Raw genomic sequence first — 14,850 nt, 5'->3', positions numbered from 1 at the left:
AGCTTTACGATGGCGCTGCGCGATGTCGGCAGTTGTGATTTTTCTGCGATGCGGCAAATCCGGCCTTGCCGATTCTGTCCCATTCGTGCGATCTGGCGAAAGAAAATTGCGAGATGGAGAATCAAATGGCCCGCCCGACCCGTTCCGTGCTCTACATTCCCGGCTCGAAACAGCGTGCGCTGGAAAAGGCCACCGGGCTTGCCTGTGACGCGATCATCTTCGACCTCGAAGACGCCGTGGCGATCGACGAGAAGGTCAATGCGCGCGCGCTCCTTGCGAAGACGCTGACCGAGGTCGATTATGGCCCGCGCATGAAGATCGTGCGGGTCAACGGGCTCGACACCGAATGGGGGCGCGAGGATGTGCTGGCCTTTGCCGACGCGATCCGCGCAGGCGCCAAGGTCGATGCGATCCTGATCCCGAAAGTCTCCACGCCCGCCGATCTTATCGCGGTGGCCGATCTCATTCAGAGCGTGCCGCTCTGGGCGATGATGGAGACCGCGCTGGGGATGCTCAACGCGGGCGATATCGCGGCGCATCCGCGGCTCGAAGGCATGGTGATGGGCACCAACGATCTAGCGAAGGAACTCGGGAGCCGCTTCCGCGCCGATCGCCTGCCGATGCAGACGGGGCTGGGCCTGTGCCTTCTCGCCGCGAAAGCGCATGGCAAGATCATCGTCGACGGCGTCTATAACGCCTTCAGGGATGACGAGGGCCTCAAGGCCGAATGCGAACAGGGGCGCGACATGGGCTTCGACGGCAAGACGCTGATCCACCCCGCGCAACTCGAGGTCTGCAATGCGGCCTTCGCCCCTTCCGAGGCCGAGATCGACCTCGCCCGACGCCAGATCGCTGCCTTTGAGAAAGCCGAAGAAGCGGGGCAGGGTGTCGCGGTCGTGGATGGAAAGATCGTCGAAAATCTGCATATCGTCACGGCGCGGCAAGTCCTCGCCAAAGCGGAGGCGATTGCCGCGCTTGGCAGCTAAGAGGCAATCGCAATGACATTACTCATCCTCGGCGTCCTGATCTGGTCGCTCGCACATCTGGCAAAACGGACCTTTCCGGGCTTCCGGCGCGCGCTCAAAGGGGCCGAGCGTCCGATGGTCGCCGCTCTCGTCCTGATCAGCCTCGTTCTGATGTTCGTCGGCTGGCGCGCAAGCGATCCGGTCTTCTACCTCTGGACGCCGAACGCGGCGCTCAAGGGGATCAACAACCTGCTGATGCTCTTCGCGGTCTACCTGTTCGCGGTCTCGGGCATGAAGCTCTGGCTCAGCGGCAAGATTCGCCACCCGCAGCTGACTGCGGTGAAGACCTGGGCCCTGGCGCACCTGCTGGTCAACCCGACCCTGCCGGGGATCATCCTGTTTGGCGGTCTGCTCGCCTGGGCCGTGGTGGAGGTCATCCTGATCAACAAGAAGTCGAAGCCCGCGAAAGTCATGCCCGAGGTGAAAGTCGGCAAGGAGATCGGCGGCATCGTCGGCACGGTCGTCGTCTTCGGCCTGATCGCGATGATCCACATCTGGTTCGGTCACAACCCGTTCGGAGCCTGACATGAAAATCTACCGCCTTCTGACCGAGGAAGACACCTCGGCCTTCTGTCACAAGGTCAGCCTTGCGCTGTCCAAGGGCTGGGTGCTGCATGGCGATCCGCAATATGCCTACGATCATGCGAATGGCGTGATGCGCTGTGCCCAAGCCGTGACCAAGGAGATCGAGGGTGAGTATCACCCCGACATGAAGCTGGGAGAGCAATAATGGGCAAAACCAATCCGGGCCGTTTCTTCGAGGACTACAAGCTGGGCGACGTGATCCGTCACGCCGTCCCGCGCACCGTCGCGGAAGGGGAGCGTGCACTGTATCACGCGCTCTACCCGGCGCGGCATGCGCTCTATTCCTCGGACGAATTCGCGGCGGCCTGCGGATTGGATGGCTCGCCTCTCGACGATCTGATCGCCTTCCACGTCGTCTTCGGCAAGACGGTGCCGGACGTGTCGCTCAACGCGGTGGCCAATCTCGGCTATGCGGAAGGGCGCTGGCTGAAGCCGGTCTATCCGGGCGACACGCTGCGCTCGGAATCCGAGGTGATCGGGGTCAAGCAGAACTCCAACGGCAAGTCAGGCGTGGTCTATGTCCGCACCCGCGGTCTGAACCAGGCGGGTGAGGTTGTGCTGGAATATGTCCGTTGGGTGATGGTGCGCAAAGGCGATCTGGACGCGCCCGCGCCCGAGACCGTGCTGCCCGATCTGGCATCGGTCGTGGCGCCGGAGAATCTGGTGATCCCCGAGGGGCTGAGCTTCGAGGATTATGATTTCGATCTGGCGGGCGAGCCGCATCGTTGGGGCGATTACGAGATCGGCGAAAAAATCGACCATGTGGACGGGGTGACCATCGAGGAAGCCGAGCACATGATCGCCACGCGCCTGTGGCAGAACACCGCCAAGGTGCATTTCGACGCGACCTTCCGTGCCGATGGCCGGCGCCTGATCTATGGCGGGCATGTCATCTCCATGGCGCGCGCGCTGTCCTTCAACGGACTGGCGAACGCCCAGTTGATCGTGGCGCTCAATGCCGGGGCGCATGCCAACCCGTGCTTCTCGGGCGATACGGTGAAAGCGTGGTCGGAAGTGCTCGACAAGGCCGAGACAGGCGCGCCTGGCGTCGGCGCGATCCGTCTGCGTCTGGTCGCCGTGAAACAGGACGCGCCGGAGTTCGGCTATAAGGGAGAAGACGGCAAATATCTCCCCGAGGTGCTGCTCGACCTCGACTACTGGGCTCTGATGCCGATCTGATCGCCGCCCGAGAGACTCACTCCCCGGGGGCAGGGCGTCCGGGAGCGTTAACATGTGATCACGCACAGAATTTATGTGATCACAAAGCGAATTTTTCGCCGCTCTTTACGCGCAAATGACATGTTTTCAACCTTGCCCCCCGTGACTTGGGAGAAAATTACGCTAGTAAAAGAGCCAATTCCGGCCAGCTCCGCGCCAGCGCGTGCCTCCGATCGAGGCCGACGAGAGCGCCGAGCCCAGCGAAAAGGGACCGATCATGGCTGAAGCGAAACAGGTTGAGCGTCCGCTTTCCCCGCACCTTCAAATCTACCGTCCGCAGATGACCTCCTTCTCGTCGATCATGACGCGGATCACGGGCAACGGCATCATCGTGGGCGTTCTGCTGCTCGTCTGGTGGCTCCTCGCCGCCGCGACCAGCCCCGATTACTTCAATTTCGTGAACGCGATCGCGACCTCGTGGTTTGGCGATCTCGTCTTCACACTGTCGCTGCTGGGCGTCTGGTATCACTACCTCGCCGGCATCCGGCACCTGATCTTCGATGCGGGCAAATACATGGATATCAAATCCGCCGAGATGCTCGGCTGGATCTGCACCATCGGTTCGGTCGTGCTGACCGTGCTGACCCTCATCATCATCCAATTCTGACGGAGGCCCTCATGCGTTACCTCACCGACCGCAAGCGCGCCGTGGGCAAGGGCGCCTCGGGCACCGGCCCCGAGCATCACTGGTGGATGTCGGCCTCGGCCGTTGCTCTCGCCTTCATGATCCCGACCTGGCTCTACATCGTAGGTACCACTCTGGGTGCGGACCAGCAGACCGTGATCACCACGTTCTCGAAGCCCTTCCCGGCCATCCTGACCGCGCTGGTCGTGATCGTCGGGATGCGCCACTTCGCGAAGGGCACCGAGATCTGGATCGAGGACTACATCCACGGCACCGCCGCGAAGGCCACCAAGATCGCGATGCATTCGCTGGCTTACGTGATCATGGCGACCGCACTCTATGCACTCGGCAAGATGGTCTTCATCGGCCTTCTGCTGGGCAACTGATAACGGGACGAGATAATGGCTGCTTACGAATACGAAACGCATAATTACGACGTGGTCGTGGTCGGCGCCGGTGGCTCGGGTCTGCGCGCCACGCTCGGCATGGCCGAACAGGGCCTGCGCACCGCCTGCGTGACCAAGGTCTTCCCGACCCGCTCGCACACGGTCGCCGCACAGGGCGGCATCGCCGCCAGCTTGGGCAACATGGGCCCGGACAGCTGGCAGTGGCATATGTACGACACGATCAAGGGCTCGGACTGGCTCGGCGATAACGACGCGATGGAATATCTCGCGCGTCACGCCCCCAAGGCCGTCTACGAGCTCGAGCACTACGGCGTGCCGTTCTCGCGCACCGAAGAGGGCAAGATCTACCAGCGTCCCTTCGGCGGCCACACCACCGAATACGGTGAAGGCCCGCCCGTGCAGCGCACCTGTGCCGCCGCGGACCGCACCGGTCACGCGATCCTGCACACGCTCTACGGTCAGTCGCTGAAGAACAACGCAGAGTTCTACATCGAGTATTTCGCGATCGACCTGATCATGTCCGATGACGGGCAGTGTCAGGGCGTCGTCTGCTGGAAGCTCGACGACGGCACAATGCACGTCTTCAACGCGAAGATGGTGGTGCTGGCGACCGGCGGTTACGGTCGCGCCTATTTCTCGGCGACCTCGGCCCATACCTGCACCGGCGACGGTGGCGGCATGGTCGCGCGGGCCGGTCTCGCGCTGCAGGACATGGAATTCGTGCAGTTCCACCCGACCGGCATCTACGGTTCGGGCTGCCTGATCACCGAAGGCGCCCGCGGCGAGGGTGGTTACCTGACCAACTCCGAAGGCGAGCGCTTCATGGAGCGTTACGCGCCGACCTACAAGGATCTGGCGTCGCGCGACGTGGTGTCGCGCTGCATGACCATGGAGATCCGCGAAGGCCGCGGCGTGGGTGAGCACAAGGACCACATCTTCCTCAACCTCAGCCACCTTCCGCCGGAAGCTCTGGCCGAGCGCCTGCCGGGTATCTCGGAATCGGCGAAGATCTTCGCCGGCGTCGACGTCACGAAAGAGCCGATCCCGGTTCTGCCGACCGTGCACTACAACATGGGCGGTATTCCGACGAACTACCACGGCGAGGTCATCAACCCGAAAGAGGGCGATCCCGATGCGATCGTGCCCGGCCTGATGGCCGTGGGCGAGGCGGGTTCGGCCTCTGTGCACGGTGCGAACCGCCTGGGCTCCAACTCGCTGATCGACCTCGTGGTCTTCGGTCGTGCCGCCGCGATCCGCGCCGGCGAGGTCGTCGATCCCAACGCGTCGAACCCGGACATCCCGAAAGCCAAGATCGACGCCATCTTCGAGCGCTTCGACAAGGTGCGCTACGCCGATGGCGGCACGCCCACCGCGGCGCTGCGCGACGAGATGCAGCGCACGATGCAGGCGGATGCGGCGGTGTTCCGGACCGACAAGACGCTGGCCGAGGGGGTCGAGAAGATGAAGGCGGTCGCCGCCAAGCTCGACGATCTCAAGGTCACGGACCGGTCGCTGATCTGGAACTCGGACCTGATGGAAACGCTGGAACTCGAGAACCTGATGCCGAACGCGCTGGCGACCATCGTGGGCGCCGAGGCACGCAAGGAATCCCGTGGTGCACATGCTCACGAGGATTATCCCGATCGCGACGACACCAACTGGCGCAAGCACTCGATCATGCATGTCGACGGCGCGAACGTCGATCTGACCTTCCGCCCGGTCCACATGGACCCGCTGACCCCCGAGGATCAGGGCGGGATCGAGATCAAGAAGATCGCGCCGAAGAAGCGGGTCTATTGATGCGTCACGCGCCGGCATATGGGCTTCTTGCGGCAGGGCTTGGCCTTGCCGCCTGCGCCCCTATCCCGGTCGAGCAGGCCGAGCGCCAGTGCTATGCCCAGTTCGCGCCCAAGCCGCCCATCACGGGCGAGGCGGGCATGGGCGTCACCAATAGCGGCTTCAGCTCGAAGATGAAGGTCGAGATGAATATCGGCGCCTCGGTGCAGGGCGACCCGTCCGCGGCCTACGACTCCTGCGTTTACAGAAAATCCGGCCGAATGCCCACGCGGCCGCTCTATTCGTACTGACGGAAAGGGGACCAACCATGGTTCAGTTCACGCTTCCGAAGAATTCCAAGATCCGCGTCGGCAAGACCTGGCCGAAGCCGGATGGCAAGAATATCCGCAAGTTCCAGATCTATCGCTGGGACCCGGATACCGGGGAGAACCCGCGTCTTGACACGTATTTCATCGACATGGACAAGTGCGGGCCGATGGTTCTCGACGCGCTCTTGAAGATCAAGAACGAGATCGACCCGACGCTGACCTTCCGCCGCTCCTGCCGCGAAGGCATCTGCGGTTCCTGTGCGATGAACATCGACGGGATCAATACGCTGGCCTGTATCTACGGTCTCGACGAGATCAAGGGCGACGTGAAGATCTACCCGCTGCCGCATATGCCGGTGGTGAAAGACCTGATCCCCGACCTGACCATGTTCTACGCCCAGCACGCGTCGATCATGCCCTGGCTCGAGACCAAGACGAACCGTCCCGAGAAGGAATGGCGCCAGTCGATCGAAGACCGCAAGAAGCTGGACGGTCTGTATGAGTGCGTCATGTGCGCCTCGTGCTCGACCTCGTGCCCGAGCTACTGGTGGAACGGCGACAAGTATCTCGGCCCGGCAGCGCTGCTGCACGCCTATCGCTGGATCATCGACTCGCGCGACGAAGCGACGGCAGAGCGCCTCGATCAGCTCGAAGACCCCTTCAAGCTCTATCGTTGCCACACGATCATGAACTGCACCAAGACCTGCCCGAAAGGTCTGAACCCGGCGAAAGCGATCGCCGAGATCAAGCGGATGCAGGTCAACCGGGTCGTCTGATCCGACGCATATATTGGGGCCGGCCTCTGGCTCACCCCCAGCAGATAGTAGAAAGGGCGGCGCGAGCCGCCCTTTTTGCTGCGTTGCGGCAAATGCATATCGCGGTTGCAGCATTTTGGGTTTGAATCCCCGCGAAAATCCCTAAATCGGGTGGCAGGGAGGAACTCGAAACGTGACTGGAGAGAGTTCCATGGTCGACATCGTCAAATTCCCCAAAGGGGCGCAACCGGTTCAAGTGGCCGAAGAGCATCTGGCCTACTACACCCCGGAGAAATCCGCCCCTGATTTCACCCCGGCCGCGAAAGCTGAGACCACCGGTCTCGAAGCGGTCGAGCTGATGTACGAGTATTACACCGCGGCTTGAGCGGTGACCTCCCGAATAGTTCCGTCGTGACTGCCCCGGCTCTTCGCCGGGGTTTTTCTTTGCGCCTTTCGCTCCTGGGCGGGGCAGGGCAGAGTGGGCGCGACAAGGAGGGAGCCCCATGCATCCGACGCCCGAGCACGCCGCGCCCGAAGACGCCCAAACCCGCCGCGATATTGCGCCGGTGATCTGTTACCCGACGGACGCGCTGCCCGCGCCGGACCTGCCCGCCTATCGCGCCGCGCGCGGGGACTGGGAGAAGATCGCCGACCTGCGAGTGCCCCCGCGCGAGGCGCTGGCCTTCGACGTGCCCGCCGGACATTTCTTCCGCATCGCTTCGGTCGAGGGGCCGCAGGTGGGCGATCTGAATTTGTTCTCGGCGGACCTGTCCGAGCGGTTCTATTCCGGCAAGACACGCGCGCTGCATGGCACGCATCTGAGCCGCGGCGACCGGCTGTGGTCCGGCTTTCCGACGATGCGCCCGCTGGCGACGATTACCGAGGATACGCTCGACTGGTATGGCATCGACGCATTCGGTGGCTCGGTCCATGACGTGATCGGCACGCGCTGCGATCCTTATACGCATTGCCTGCTGTCCGATGGCGGACAGTATCACCATTGCTGCCATTCGAACCTGACCCGTGCGCTGGCCGCGGTCCGTGATCTGCCTCTGCAAGAGGCGGAGGCGCTGGTGCATGACGTGCTCAACGTCTTCATGTGCACCGGCTTCACCCGCGACACCGGGCAGTATTTCATGAAGGCGAGCCCGGTCCGGCCCGGTGATTATCTCGAATTCTTCGCAGAGACCGATTTGCTGGGCGTTCTGTCGGCGTGCCCGGGCGGGGATTGTTCAGCCGAGCACAGCTCAGACACGGCTGCATGTTACCCGCTGGGCGTGGAAATCTACCGCCCGAAATCAGCGCCCGAAGGCTGGGCGCCGCCCGCGCCCAACGCCTACGACCGCAGCCACGGGCTTTAACGGTTCGAGGTCAGCGAGACGAAGACTTCCTCGAGGCCCGGCTGTTCGCTCGCGATGTCGCGAATCTCGACCCCGGCGACGCGCAGCGCGTCGAGGATATCCTCTGCCGAGGTCTCGTTGCGCGAGTAGGAAAACGCCATCTGTCCGCCCGCGCGGGTCTCAAGCGTGACGCCTTCGGGAAGCCGAATCTCTTTCGTGACTTCGTTGCGCGGCTCCACCACCAGCGCCTTGCGGTCCATCCGCTTGAGAAGGTTCGGCGTGGTGTCGCGCACGATCAGTTCGCCGTTGTTGATGATCGCGATCTCGTCGCACATTTCCTCGGCTTCTTCGAGGTAGTGCGTGGTCAGGATGATCGTCATGCCCTGCTCATTGAGCTTGCGGACATTGCGCCAGAGCATCGCGCGCAGCTCGATATCGACGCCTGCGGTCGGCTCGTCCAGCACGAGGATCTGCGGGCGATGTACCAGCGCTTTGGCAAGCAGCAGACGCCGCTTCATCCCGCCCGAGAGGTTTCGCGCATAAGCCTCGGCCTTGTCCGACAGGCCCACCAGTTCGAGAATCTCGTCCGTCCAGCGCTCGGATTTCGGCACGCCATAGAGTCCCGCCTGCATCTCCAGCGCCGCGCGGGGCGTGAAGAACGGATCCATGTTCAGCTCCTGCGGCATCACCCCGATCGCGGCGCGCGACTGGCGCGGGTTCACGTCCTGATCGAAACCCCAGATCACGACGCGCCCGTCGGTTTTCTTCACCAGCCCGGCAAGAATGTTGATCAGCGTCGACTTGCCCGCCCCGTTCGGGCCGAGAAGCCCGAAGATCGACCCCGCAGGGATCGACAGGTCGAGCCCTTTCAGTGCTTCTTTCGGTGCCTGCTTCTTGCCGCCTGCATAGGTTTTGCGCAGCCCGGTGACTTCGATTGCCTGCTGTTCCAACTTGCCCCGCCTTTCGCGATTGCTAGAATGAAGCCCAGATTTCAGGGCGCGGTTTTCGTGCCTTATATATACGGAGCATCCATGACTGCCACCCATTCGCCCAATGCCCCCGACGCACCCGAGACCGAGGTCGTCACCACCTGGAAGGTTGCCTGCGACGGCGGCGAGGGGGCACTCGGCCATCCGCGCGTTTGGCTGTCGATCCCGCGGGACGCCGGTTTCGTCGAATGCGGCTATTGCGACAAGAAATACGTGATCGACCGCGATCACGCGCATGACGATCACTGAACCTGTCTGAGTCGACAGGGAAGGACGGCGTTCAGCCGTCCTTTTTCTGTGCCGCGCGTTTCATGCGTTCAAGCAGCGCAGCCTTCGGGTCCTTCTTGCTGAAAGGCGTCTTGTCGGTGCCGTAGGCGTTATGCTCGGCATGTTTGGGCGTGTTCTTCGGCGGCTTCGCGCCGCCCATCTTGGAATAGTCCATAGCTCAAATCCTTTACGGTTGCCGCTTGAGATGGGGGATTTCGGGGGCTCTGGCAAGGGGCGCCACGCGTATCGCTCGGCGCGGCCGACCAGCCCGGGCCGCGCCCGACCTTCCCCCGGGAGGGCGCATTGGTGATGGAGCCCACAGTCTCTCTGCCCTACGGGCTTGCGAAATGAACTGCTCAAACCAGACGACAGCGAAGCGCGCACCCAAAGCTCGGGCGCGGCCCTTCACGCTGAGCGGTCGCCGATCCTCTTTCCCTCTGCACCCCCCTGTGGCACAACCGGGGCCAACGCGCGAAGGAGGGCTCCGCAATGGCATTCGGCAAAGGCTGTCACCTGCATCTGATCGACGGTTCGGCCTTCATTTTCCGCGCCTATCATGCGCTTCCGCCGCTGACTCGCAAATCCGACGGGCTGCCGATCGGGGCGGTCTCCGGATTCTGCAACATGCTGTGGAAATACATCGAGGACGCCAAGGGCTCCGACGCGCCGACCCACGCAGCCGTGATCTTCGACAAGGGCAGCCACACCTTCCGCAACGACCTCTACGATCTCTATAAGGCAAATCGCGACGAGATGCCCGAGGAACTGCGCCCGCAGATCCCGCTGACACGCGAGGCAACAAAGGCGTTCAATATCGCCTGCGAGGAACTGGCGGGCTACGAAGCCGACGACATCATCGCGACGCTCGCCCGGCAGGCCCGCGAGGCCGGCGGCCGCGTCACGATCATCTCGTCGGACAAGGATCTGATGCAGCTCGTCGGCGGCGGGGTCGAGATGTTCGACGCGATGAAGAACCGCGCGATCGGTGTCGAGGAGGTCGAGGCGAAGTTCGGCGTCGCCCCCGAGCGCGTGATCGACGTGCAGGCGCTCGCAGGCGACTCGGTCGACAACATCCCCGGCGCGCCCGGCATCGGCGTGAAGACGGCGGCGCTTCTGATCAACGAATTTGGCGACCTGGAGACTCTGCTCGCACGTGCCTCCGAGATCAAGCAACCCAAGCGCCGCGAGACGCTGATCGAGAAGGCCGAGCAGATTCGCCTCTCGAAGCAGCTGGTAACTCTAGACGATCAGACCCCCATCGAGTTCACGCTCGACGATCTGGAAATCCGCGAGCCCGATGTCGATACGCTGATGGGCTTTCTCAATGAGATGGAGTTCCGCACGCTGACCCGCCGCGTGGCCGAGAAATTCGGCGCCGAGCCGCCGCCCGCGCCCGTCGTCACCGACGTACCGGCAAGCCATGTCGACCCCGCGCCGGAGGTGGACCAGCCGCCCTTCGATCCCGACAGCTATGTCTGCATCCGCGATGCCGAGACACTGACGCAGTGGCTGGATGAGGCCCGCGCCAAGGGCTGGGTCGCGGTCGACACCGAAACCACGTCCCTCAATGACATGAAGGCCGAACTGGTGGGCGTGTCGCTGTGCACCGAAGCGGGCAAGGCGGCCTATCTGCCGCTCGCTCATATCTCCGGCGGCGATGATCTTTTCGGCGGCTCCGAACGTGTCGCCGGCCAGATGGACTTCAAGGAGGCGCTGGCGCTCCTCAAACCCGTGCTCGAAGACCCGGCGATCCTGAAGATCGGCCAGAACATGAAGTATGACTTCAAGATCTTCGCCCGGCTCGGGATCCGCGTGGCGCCGATCGACGACACGATGCTGATGTCCTACGCAATGTTCTCGGGGCTGCACGGCCACGGGATGGATACGCTCTCGGATCGCTATCTCAATCATCAGCCGATCCCGATCAAGGAACTGATCGGCACCGGCAAGAGCCAGATCACCTTCGACAAGGTCGAGATCGAGAAGGCTACCCGCTACGCCGCTGAGGACGCCGATATCACGCTGCGCCTCTGGCAGCAGTTCAAGCCGCGGCTGCATCGCGAACGCGTCACCACCGTCTACGAGACGCTGGAGCGTCCGATGGTGCCGGTGCTGGCCGATATGGAAATCGCGGGCGTGAAGGTCGACGCCTCGGTGCTGTCGCGCATGTCCAACGCCTTCGCGCAGAAGATGGCGCAACTCGAAGACGAGATCGCCGAGATCGCGGGCCAGCCCTTCAATGTCGGGTCGCCGAAACAGCTGGGTGAGATCCTGTTCGACACGATGGGCGTCGAGGGCGGCAAGAAGGGCAAGACCGGGGCCTACGGCACGGGCGCGGATGTGCTCGAAGACGTGACCACGATGGAAGACACCAACCCGCAGGCCGCGCGGCTGGCGGCACGTGTGCTCGACTGGCGGCAGATCTCGAAGCTGAAATCGACCTACACGGATGCGCTGCAGACCCATGTCCATCCCGAAACGGGCCGCGTCCATACCTGCTACTCGATCGCGGGCGCGAATACCGGACGTCTGGCCTCGACCGATCCGAACCTGCAGAACATTCCCGTGCGCTCCGAGGAAGGCCGCCGCATCCGCGAGGCGTTCGTGGCGCGCGAGGGCTGCAAGATCGTCTCGCTCGACTACAGCCAGATCGAATTGCGCATCCTCGCCCATGTGGCGGATCTTCCCGAGATGCGCGAGGCCTTCAAGGAAGGACTGGACATTCACGCCGCGACTGCCTCGGAGATGTTCGACGTGCCGCTCGACCAGATGACGCCTGAGATCCGCCGTCAGGCGAAGGCGATCAATTTCGGCGTGATCTACGGGATTTCCGGCTTCGGCCTTGCCCGCAACCTGCGCATCCCGCGGGCCGAGGCGCAGGGCTTCATCGACCGGTATTTCGAACGCTTCCCCGGTATCCGCAAATACATGGACGACACGGTGGCCTTCGCTAAGGAGCACAAATACGTCCAGACCCTGTTCGGACGTAAAATCCATACGCCCGATATTGGCGCGAAAGGCCCGTCGGCGGGCTTCGCCAAACGCGCCGCGATCAACGCGCCGATCCAGGGGGCTGCGGCCGATATCATTCGCCGCGCGATGGTGCGGATGCCCGAGGCGATCGACGGTCTCCCGGCCCGGATGCTGCTACAGGTGCATGACGAACTGATCTTCGAGGTCGAGGACGCCGCGATCGACGACCTGATCAAGACCGCCCGGGCCACGATGGAAGGCGCGGCGGAGCCGGTGATGAAGCTCTCGGTGCCTCTCGTCGTCGACGCGGGGCAGGGGGAGAGCTGGGCCGCCGCTCACTGAGCCGCGGGTTGACGCACGAGGATATTGGTCACGCGCCGCGCCAACGGCGCGACCAGCAGCACCGAAGGATAGGCGAACATCCAGCTCGAGAGCCAGCTTGCCGCCCAGAGCGCCGGAAAGTCCTCCACAAGCCCCGTCGCCCGGTAGGTCGCCACGCCCGAGACCAGAAATGACATGATCCCCGACAGGATCAGGCTGAAGACGAAATGGGCATAGCGCGCGGGGATCATCGGGTCTCCTTCTCGGGTCGGAAAATTCTCCGCTCGCATTTTGGTGATTGAACGTGAGGAAGCAACGCACAAACCTGTGTGCTGATCCGCGCGAACGAGTTGTCTCGCATTGACCCCGCCGCCGCGCAATGTTGAGACTGCGCATGCCTCCGGCGGGGATATTTGGACCAAGCCGAAAATGCGGGCATCGCGTTCGACTTGGCCCCAACATCCCCTGCGGAGCGTCCCAACCGCGCCTCAGGCGCCGAGATTCGAGAAAAGCGCCCATGCCCCACGATCATCACCACCACCACCATCTCGACGCCGATACGAGCGATAACCGTGTGCTCTGGGCGGTGGTCGTCAATGTCATCCTGACGGTCGCGCAGGTGCTGGGCGGGGCGATCGCTGGCTCGATGGCGCTGATCGCGGACGGGGTTCATAATTTCTCCGACGCGGCGGCGCTGGTGCTGGCCTTCGGGGCGCGCAAGCTGGCCAAGCGCGGCGCGGATGCCGCGATGAGCTTCGGCTGGTCGCGCGCCGAGGTCATCGCGGCCTTCGTCAATTACATCGCGCTGATCCTGATCTCGCTCTGGCTGATCGTGGAGGCGGTCGGGCGGATGATCGATCCGCCTCAGGTCGATGGCTGGATCGTGGTCTGGCTCGCGACGCTGGCGCTGATCGTCGATCTGGCGACGGCGGCGCTGACCTATGCGCTCTCCAAGCACAGCCTGAACATCCGCGCGGCTTTCCTGCATAATCTGGCCGATGCCGGGGCGTCGGTCGCGGTGATCGTGGGCGGTGTCGTGATCCTGCTCTACGACTGGAAGATGGTCGATCCGATCCTGACCATCGGCATCTCGCTCTTCATCCTGTGGCATGTCGCCACCGATCTGAAACCGGTGCTGCGCATCCTGATGCTCGGTGCGCCGCCCGAGAAGGACAGCACCGAGGTACGCCGTGCGCTGGGGGATGTCGAAGGCGTCGAGGGTGTCCACCACGTCCACCTGTGGCAGATCGACGAGCGGCGCGTCTCCGTCGAGGCGCATCTCGTGCTGGCGGAGGGGCGGAATTACGCAACCGTCATTGCGCGGGCCAAGGATATGCTGGCACACCAGTTCGGCATCCATCATGCTACGCTGGAGCCGGAAAGCGCGGATCTGGGCTGCGCCGACCACAAGGCACATGACGACCACGCGGCTCGCGATCACGACCATGCTCATGAGCACGGGGCGCACCCCGCGCATTGAGCGCGGGGCCTAGCTTAGCCAGTCCAGACTTTCCGGTGTGCTGCCCTTCGGCATGTACTCCGCCGAGACGTAGCCATCATAGCCTGCCGCATCGAGCGTCGCGAAGAAGCCCGCGAGATCGCTTTTGCCCGAACCGGGCGCGCCCCGGTCCGGCGCATCCGCGAATTGCACATGCGCCGCGCGATGCCCGTGCGCGGCCCAACAGCCCGCCAGATCGCCGGTCAGCATCTGCGCGTGATAGGCGTCGAATTGCAGATGTAGGTTCGGGGCAGCGACCGCGTCGAGCACTTCCGCCGCGAGATCGAAGCTGTCGAGGAAATAACCGGGCATGTCGGTCGGGTTGACCGGCTCGATCGTCAGGACCCGTTTCGGCGCGCGCGCCGTCGCCCATTTCAGGTTCTCGATATAGGTCGCACGGGCCTCCGCGCCCTCTGCCTTGCCCGCCATGATATGGATGACGCGCGGCTTCAGGATGTCGGCGAAGCGCATCGCGCGGTCGAAATCGCGGCGGAAGCGCGCTTCGCTGCCCGGTACCGCGGCGAAGCCACGATCGCCGCCGGTGTAATTCGGCGGCGGCACGTTCATCAGCACGAAGCTCAGGTCGTGACGGATCAGTTCGTGGCGCATCTCTTGCGCGGAAGCGTCGTAGGGAAACAGCACCTCGACCGCGTCGAAGCCGGCTTTTCTTGCCGCTTTGAAACGATCCATGAAAGGCAGTTCGGTGAAGAGGAACGTCAGGTTCGCGGCGAACTTCGGCACA

Annotated in this window: 18 protein-coding genes; 14 read left to right on the top strand and 4 right to left on the bottom strand. The window is 63.4% G+C overall.

All coding sequences use genetic code 11. The features are described 5' to 3' along the window. Nucleotides 1–113 precede the first annotated feature (113 nt). The 11 genes from B6V76_RS06860 to B6V76_RS06815 all read left to right on the top strand — a co-directional run bounded on the left by B6V76_RS06860 (nt 114) and on the right by B6V76_RS06815 (nt 8,081). Nucleotides 114–986, top strand: coding sequence for a CoA ester lyase (locus B6V76_RS06860; protein ID WP_088722180.1), 873 nt, complete (start codon nt 114–116; stop codon nt 984–986). Between the two features lie 12 nt (nt 987–998). Next, nucleotides 999–1,550: an NnrU family protein gene (locus B6V76_RS06855; RefSeq protein WP_088727024.1), complete on the top strand. Its 552-nt coding sequence runs from the start codon at nt 999–1,001 to the stop codon at nt 1,548–1,550. Between the two features lies 1 nt (nt 1,551). Continuing rightward, complete coding sequence (locus B6V76_RS06850; protein WP_075776186.1) at nt 1,552–1,755, top strand: DUF1737 domain-containing protein; 204 nt, start codon at nt 1,552–1,554, stop codon at nt 1,753–1,755. Continuing rightward, nucleotides 1,755–2,789: a MaoC family dehydratase gene (locus B6V76_RS06845; RefSeq protein WP_088727023.1), complete on the top strand. Its 1,035-nt coding sequence runs from the start codon at nt 1,755–1,757 to the stop codon at nt 2,787–2,789. The genes B6V76_RS06850 and B6V76_RS06845 overlap by 1 nt, the downstream gene beginning before the upstream one ends. A 256-nt stretch (nt 2,790–3,045) precedes the next feature. Next, complete coding sequence (gene sdhC / locus B6V76_RS06840) at nt 3,046–3,435, top strand: succinate dehydrogenase, cytochrome b556 subunit (protein WP_075776227.1); 390 nt, start codon at nt 3,046–3,048, stop codon at nt 3,433–3,435. 11 nt (nt 3,436–3,446) lie between these two features. Continuing rightward, nucleotides 3,447–3,839, top strand: a complete 393-nt coding sequence (locus B6V76_RS06835) for a succinate dehydrogenase, hydrophobic membrane anchor protein (protein ID WP_075776184.1) — start codon at nt 3,447–3,449, stop codon at nt 3,837–3,839. Between the two features lie 15 nt (nt 3,840–3,854). Next, nucleotides 3,855–5,660, top strand: coding sequence for a succinate dehydrogenase flavoprotein subunit (sdhA, locus tag B6V76_RS06830; protein WP_088719084.1), 1,806 nt, complete (start codon nt 3,855–3,857; stop codon nt 5,658–5,660). Continuing rightward, complete coding sequence (locus B6V76_RS06825; RefSeq protein ID WP_075776182.1) at nt 5,660–5,947, top strand: hypothetical protein; 288 nt, start codon at nt 5,660–5,662, stop codon at nt 5,945–5,947. The genes sdhA and B6V76_RS06825 overlap by 1 nt, the downstream gene beginning before the upstream one ends. Before the next feature lie 17 nt (nt 5,948–5,964). Then, a complete protein-coding gene (locus B6V76_RS06820) occupies nt 5,965–6,741 on the top strand; it encodes a succinate dehydrogenase iron-sulfur subunit (protein WP_075776181.1) in 777 nt (258 codons plus the stop codon). Nucleotides 6,742–6,931: 190 nt separating this feature from the next. Next, nucleotides 6,932–7,105 carry a hypothetical protein gene (locus B6V76_RS19885; RefSeq protein ID WP_166504560.1) on the top strand — a complete coding sequence of 58 codons (174 nt, stop codon included), beginning with the start codon at nt 6,932–6,934 and terminating at the stop codon, nt 7,103–7,105. Between the two features lie 118 nt (nt 7,106–7,223). After that, the gene (locus B6V76_RS06815; RefSeq protein WP_088727022.1) at nt 7,224–8,081 is read left to right on the top strand and encodes a DUF1989 domain-containing protein; all 858 of its coding nucleotides are present in this window, start codon (nt 7,224–7,226) and stop codon (nt 8,079–8,081) included. On the opposite strand, the gene B6V76_RS06810 is transcribed toward B6V76_RS06815, so the two are convergent. Further along, nucleotides 8,078–9,010, bottom strand: a complete 933-nt coding sequence (locus B6V76_RS06810) for an ABC transporter ATP-binding protein (RefSeq protein ID WP_075776179.1) — start codon at nt 9,008–9,010, stop codon at nt 8,078–8,080. The two genes, B6V76_RS06815 and B6V76_RS06810, sit on opposite strands and share 4 nt — an antisense overlap. A gap of 81 nt (nt 9,011–9,091) precedes the next feature. On the opposite strand from B6V76_RS06810, the gene B6V76_RS06805 reads away from it, so the two are divergent. Then, nucleotides 9,092–9,298: a zinc-finger domain-containing protein gene (locus tag B6V76_RS06805; RefSeq protein ID WP_088727021.1), complete on the top strand. Its 207-nt coding sequence runs from the start codon at nt 9,092–9,094 to the stop codon at nt 9,296–9,298. Nucleotides 9,299–9,329: 31 nt separating this feature from the next. On the opposite strand, the gene B6V76_RS19880 is transcribed toward B6V76_RS06805, so the two are convergent. After that, entirely contained in the window at nt 9,330–9,491 is a 162-nt protein-coding gene (locus B6V76_RS19880) for a hypothetical protein (protein ID WP_166504559.1), read from the bottom strand. A 314-nt stretch (nt 9,492–9,805) separates the two neighbouring features. Here B6V76_RS19880 and polA point away from each other — a divergent pair, with 314 nt between their 5' ends. After that, nucleotides 9,806–12,631: a DNA polymerase I gene (polA, locus tag B6V76_RS06800; RefSeq protein WP_075776177.1), complete on the top strand. Its 2,826-nt coding sequence runs from the start codon at nt 9,806–9,808 to the stop codon at nt 12,629–12,631. Here polA and B6V76_RS06795 read toward each other — a convergent pair. After that, nucleotides 12,625–12,861: a DUF2798 domain-containing protein gene (locus B6V76_RS06795; protein WP_075776176.1), complete on the bottom strand. Its 237-nt coding sequence runs from the start codon at nt 12,859–12,861 to the stop codon at nt 12,625–12,627. The two genes, polA and B6V76_RS06795, sit on opposite strands and share 7 nt — an antisense overlap. Before the next feature lie 266 nt (nt 12,862–13,127). Here B6V76_RS06795 and B6V76_RS06790 point away from each other — a divergent pair, with 266 nt between their 5' ends. After that, a complete protein-coding gene (locus B6V76_RS06790) occupies nt 13,128–14,090 on the top strand; it encodes a cation diffusion facilitator family transporter (protein ID WP_088727020.1) in 963 nt (320 codons plus the stop codon). A gap of 9 nt (nt 14,091–14,099) precedes the next feature. Here B6V76_RS06790 and B6V76_RS06785 read toward each other — a convergent pair whose 3' ends face one another. Continuing rightward, the gene (locus B6V76_RS06785; protein ID WP_088727019.1) at nt 14,100–14,849 is read right to left on the bottom strand and encodes a TIM barrel protein; all 750 of its coding nucleotides are present in this window, start codon (nt 14,847–14,849) and stop codon (nt 14,100–14,102) included. Between the last annotated feature and the right edge of the window lies 1 nt (nt 14,850).

This window comes from Thioclava sp. IC9, assembly GCF_002213225.1.
Taxonomy (GTDB): Bacteria; Pseudomonadota; Alphaproteobacteria; order Rhodobacterales; family Rhodobacteraceae; genus Thioclava; species Thioclava nitratireducens.
The sequence above is the reverse complement of the archived record's forward strand: the minus strand, read 5'-3'. Positions and strand labels throughout refer to the sequence as shown.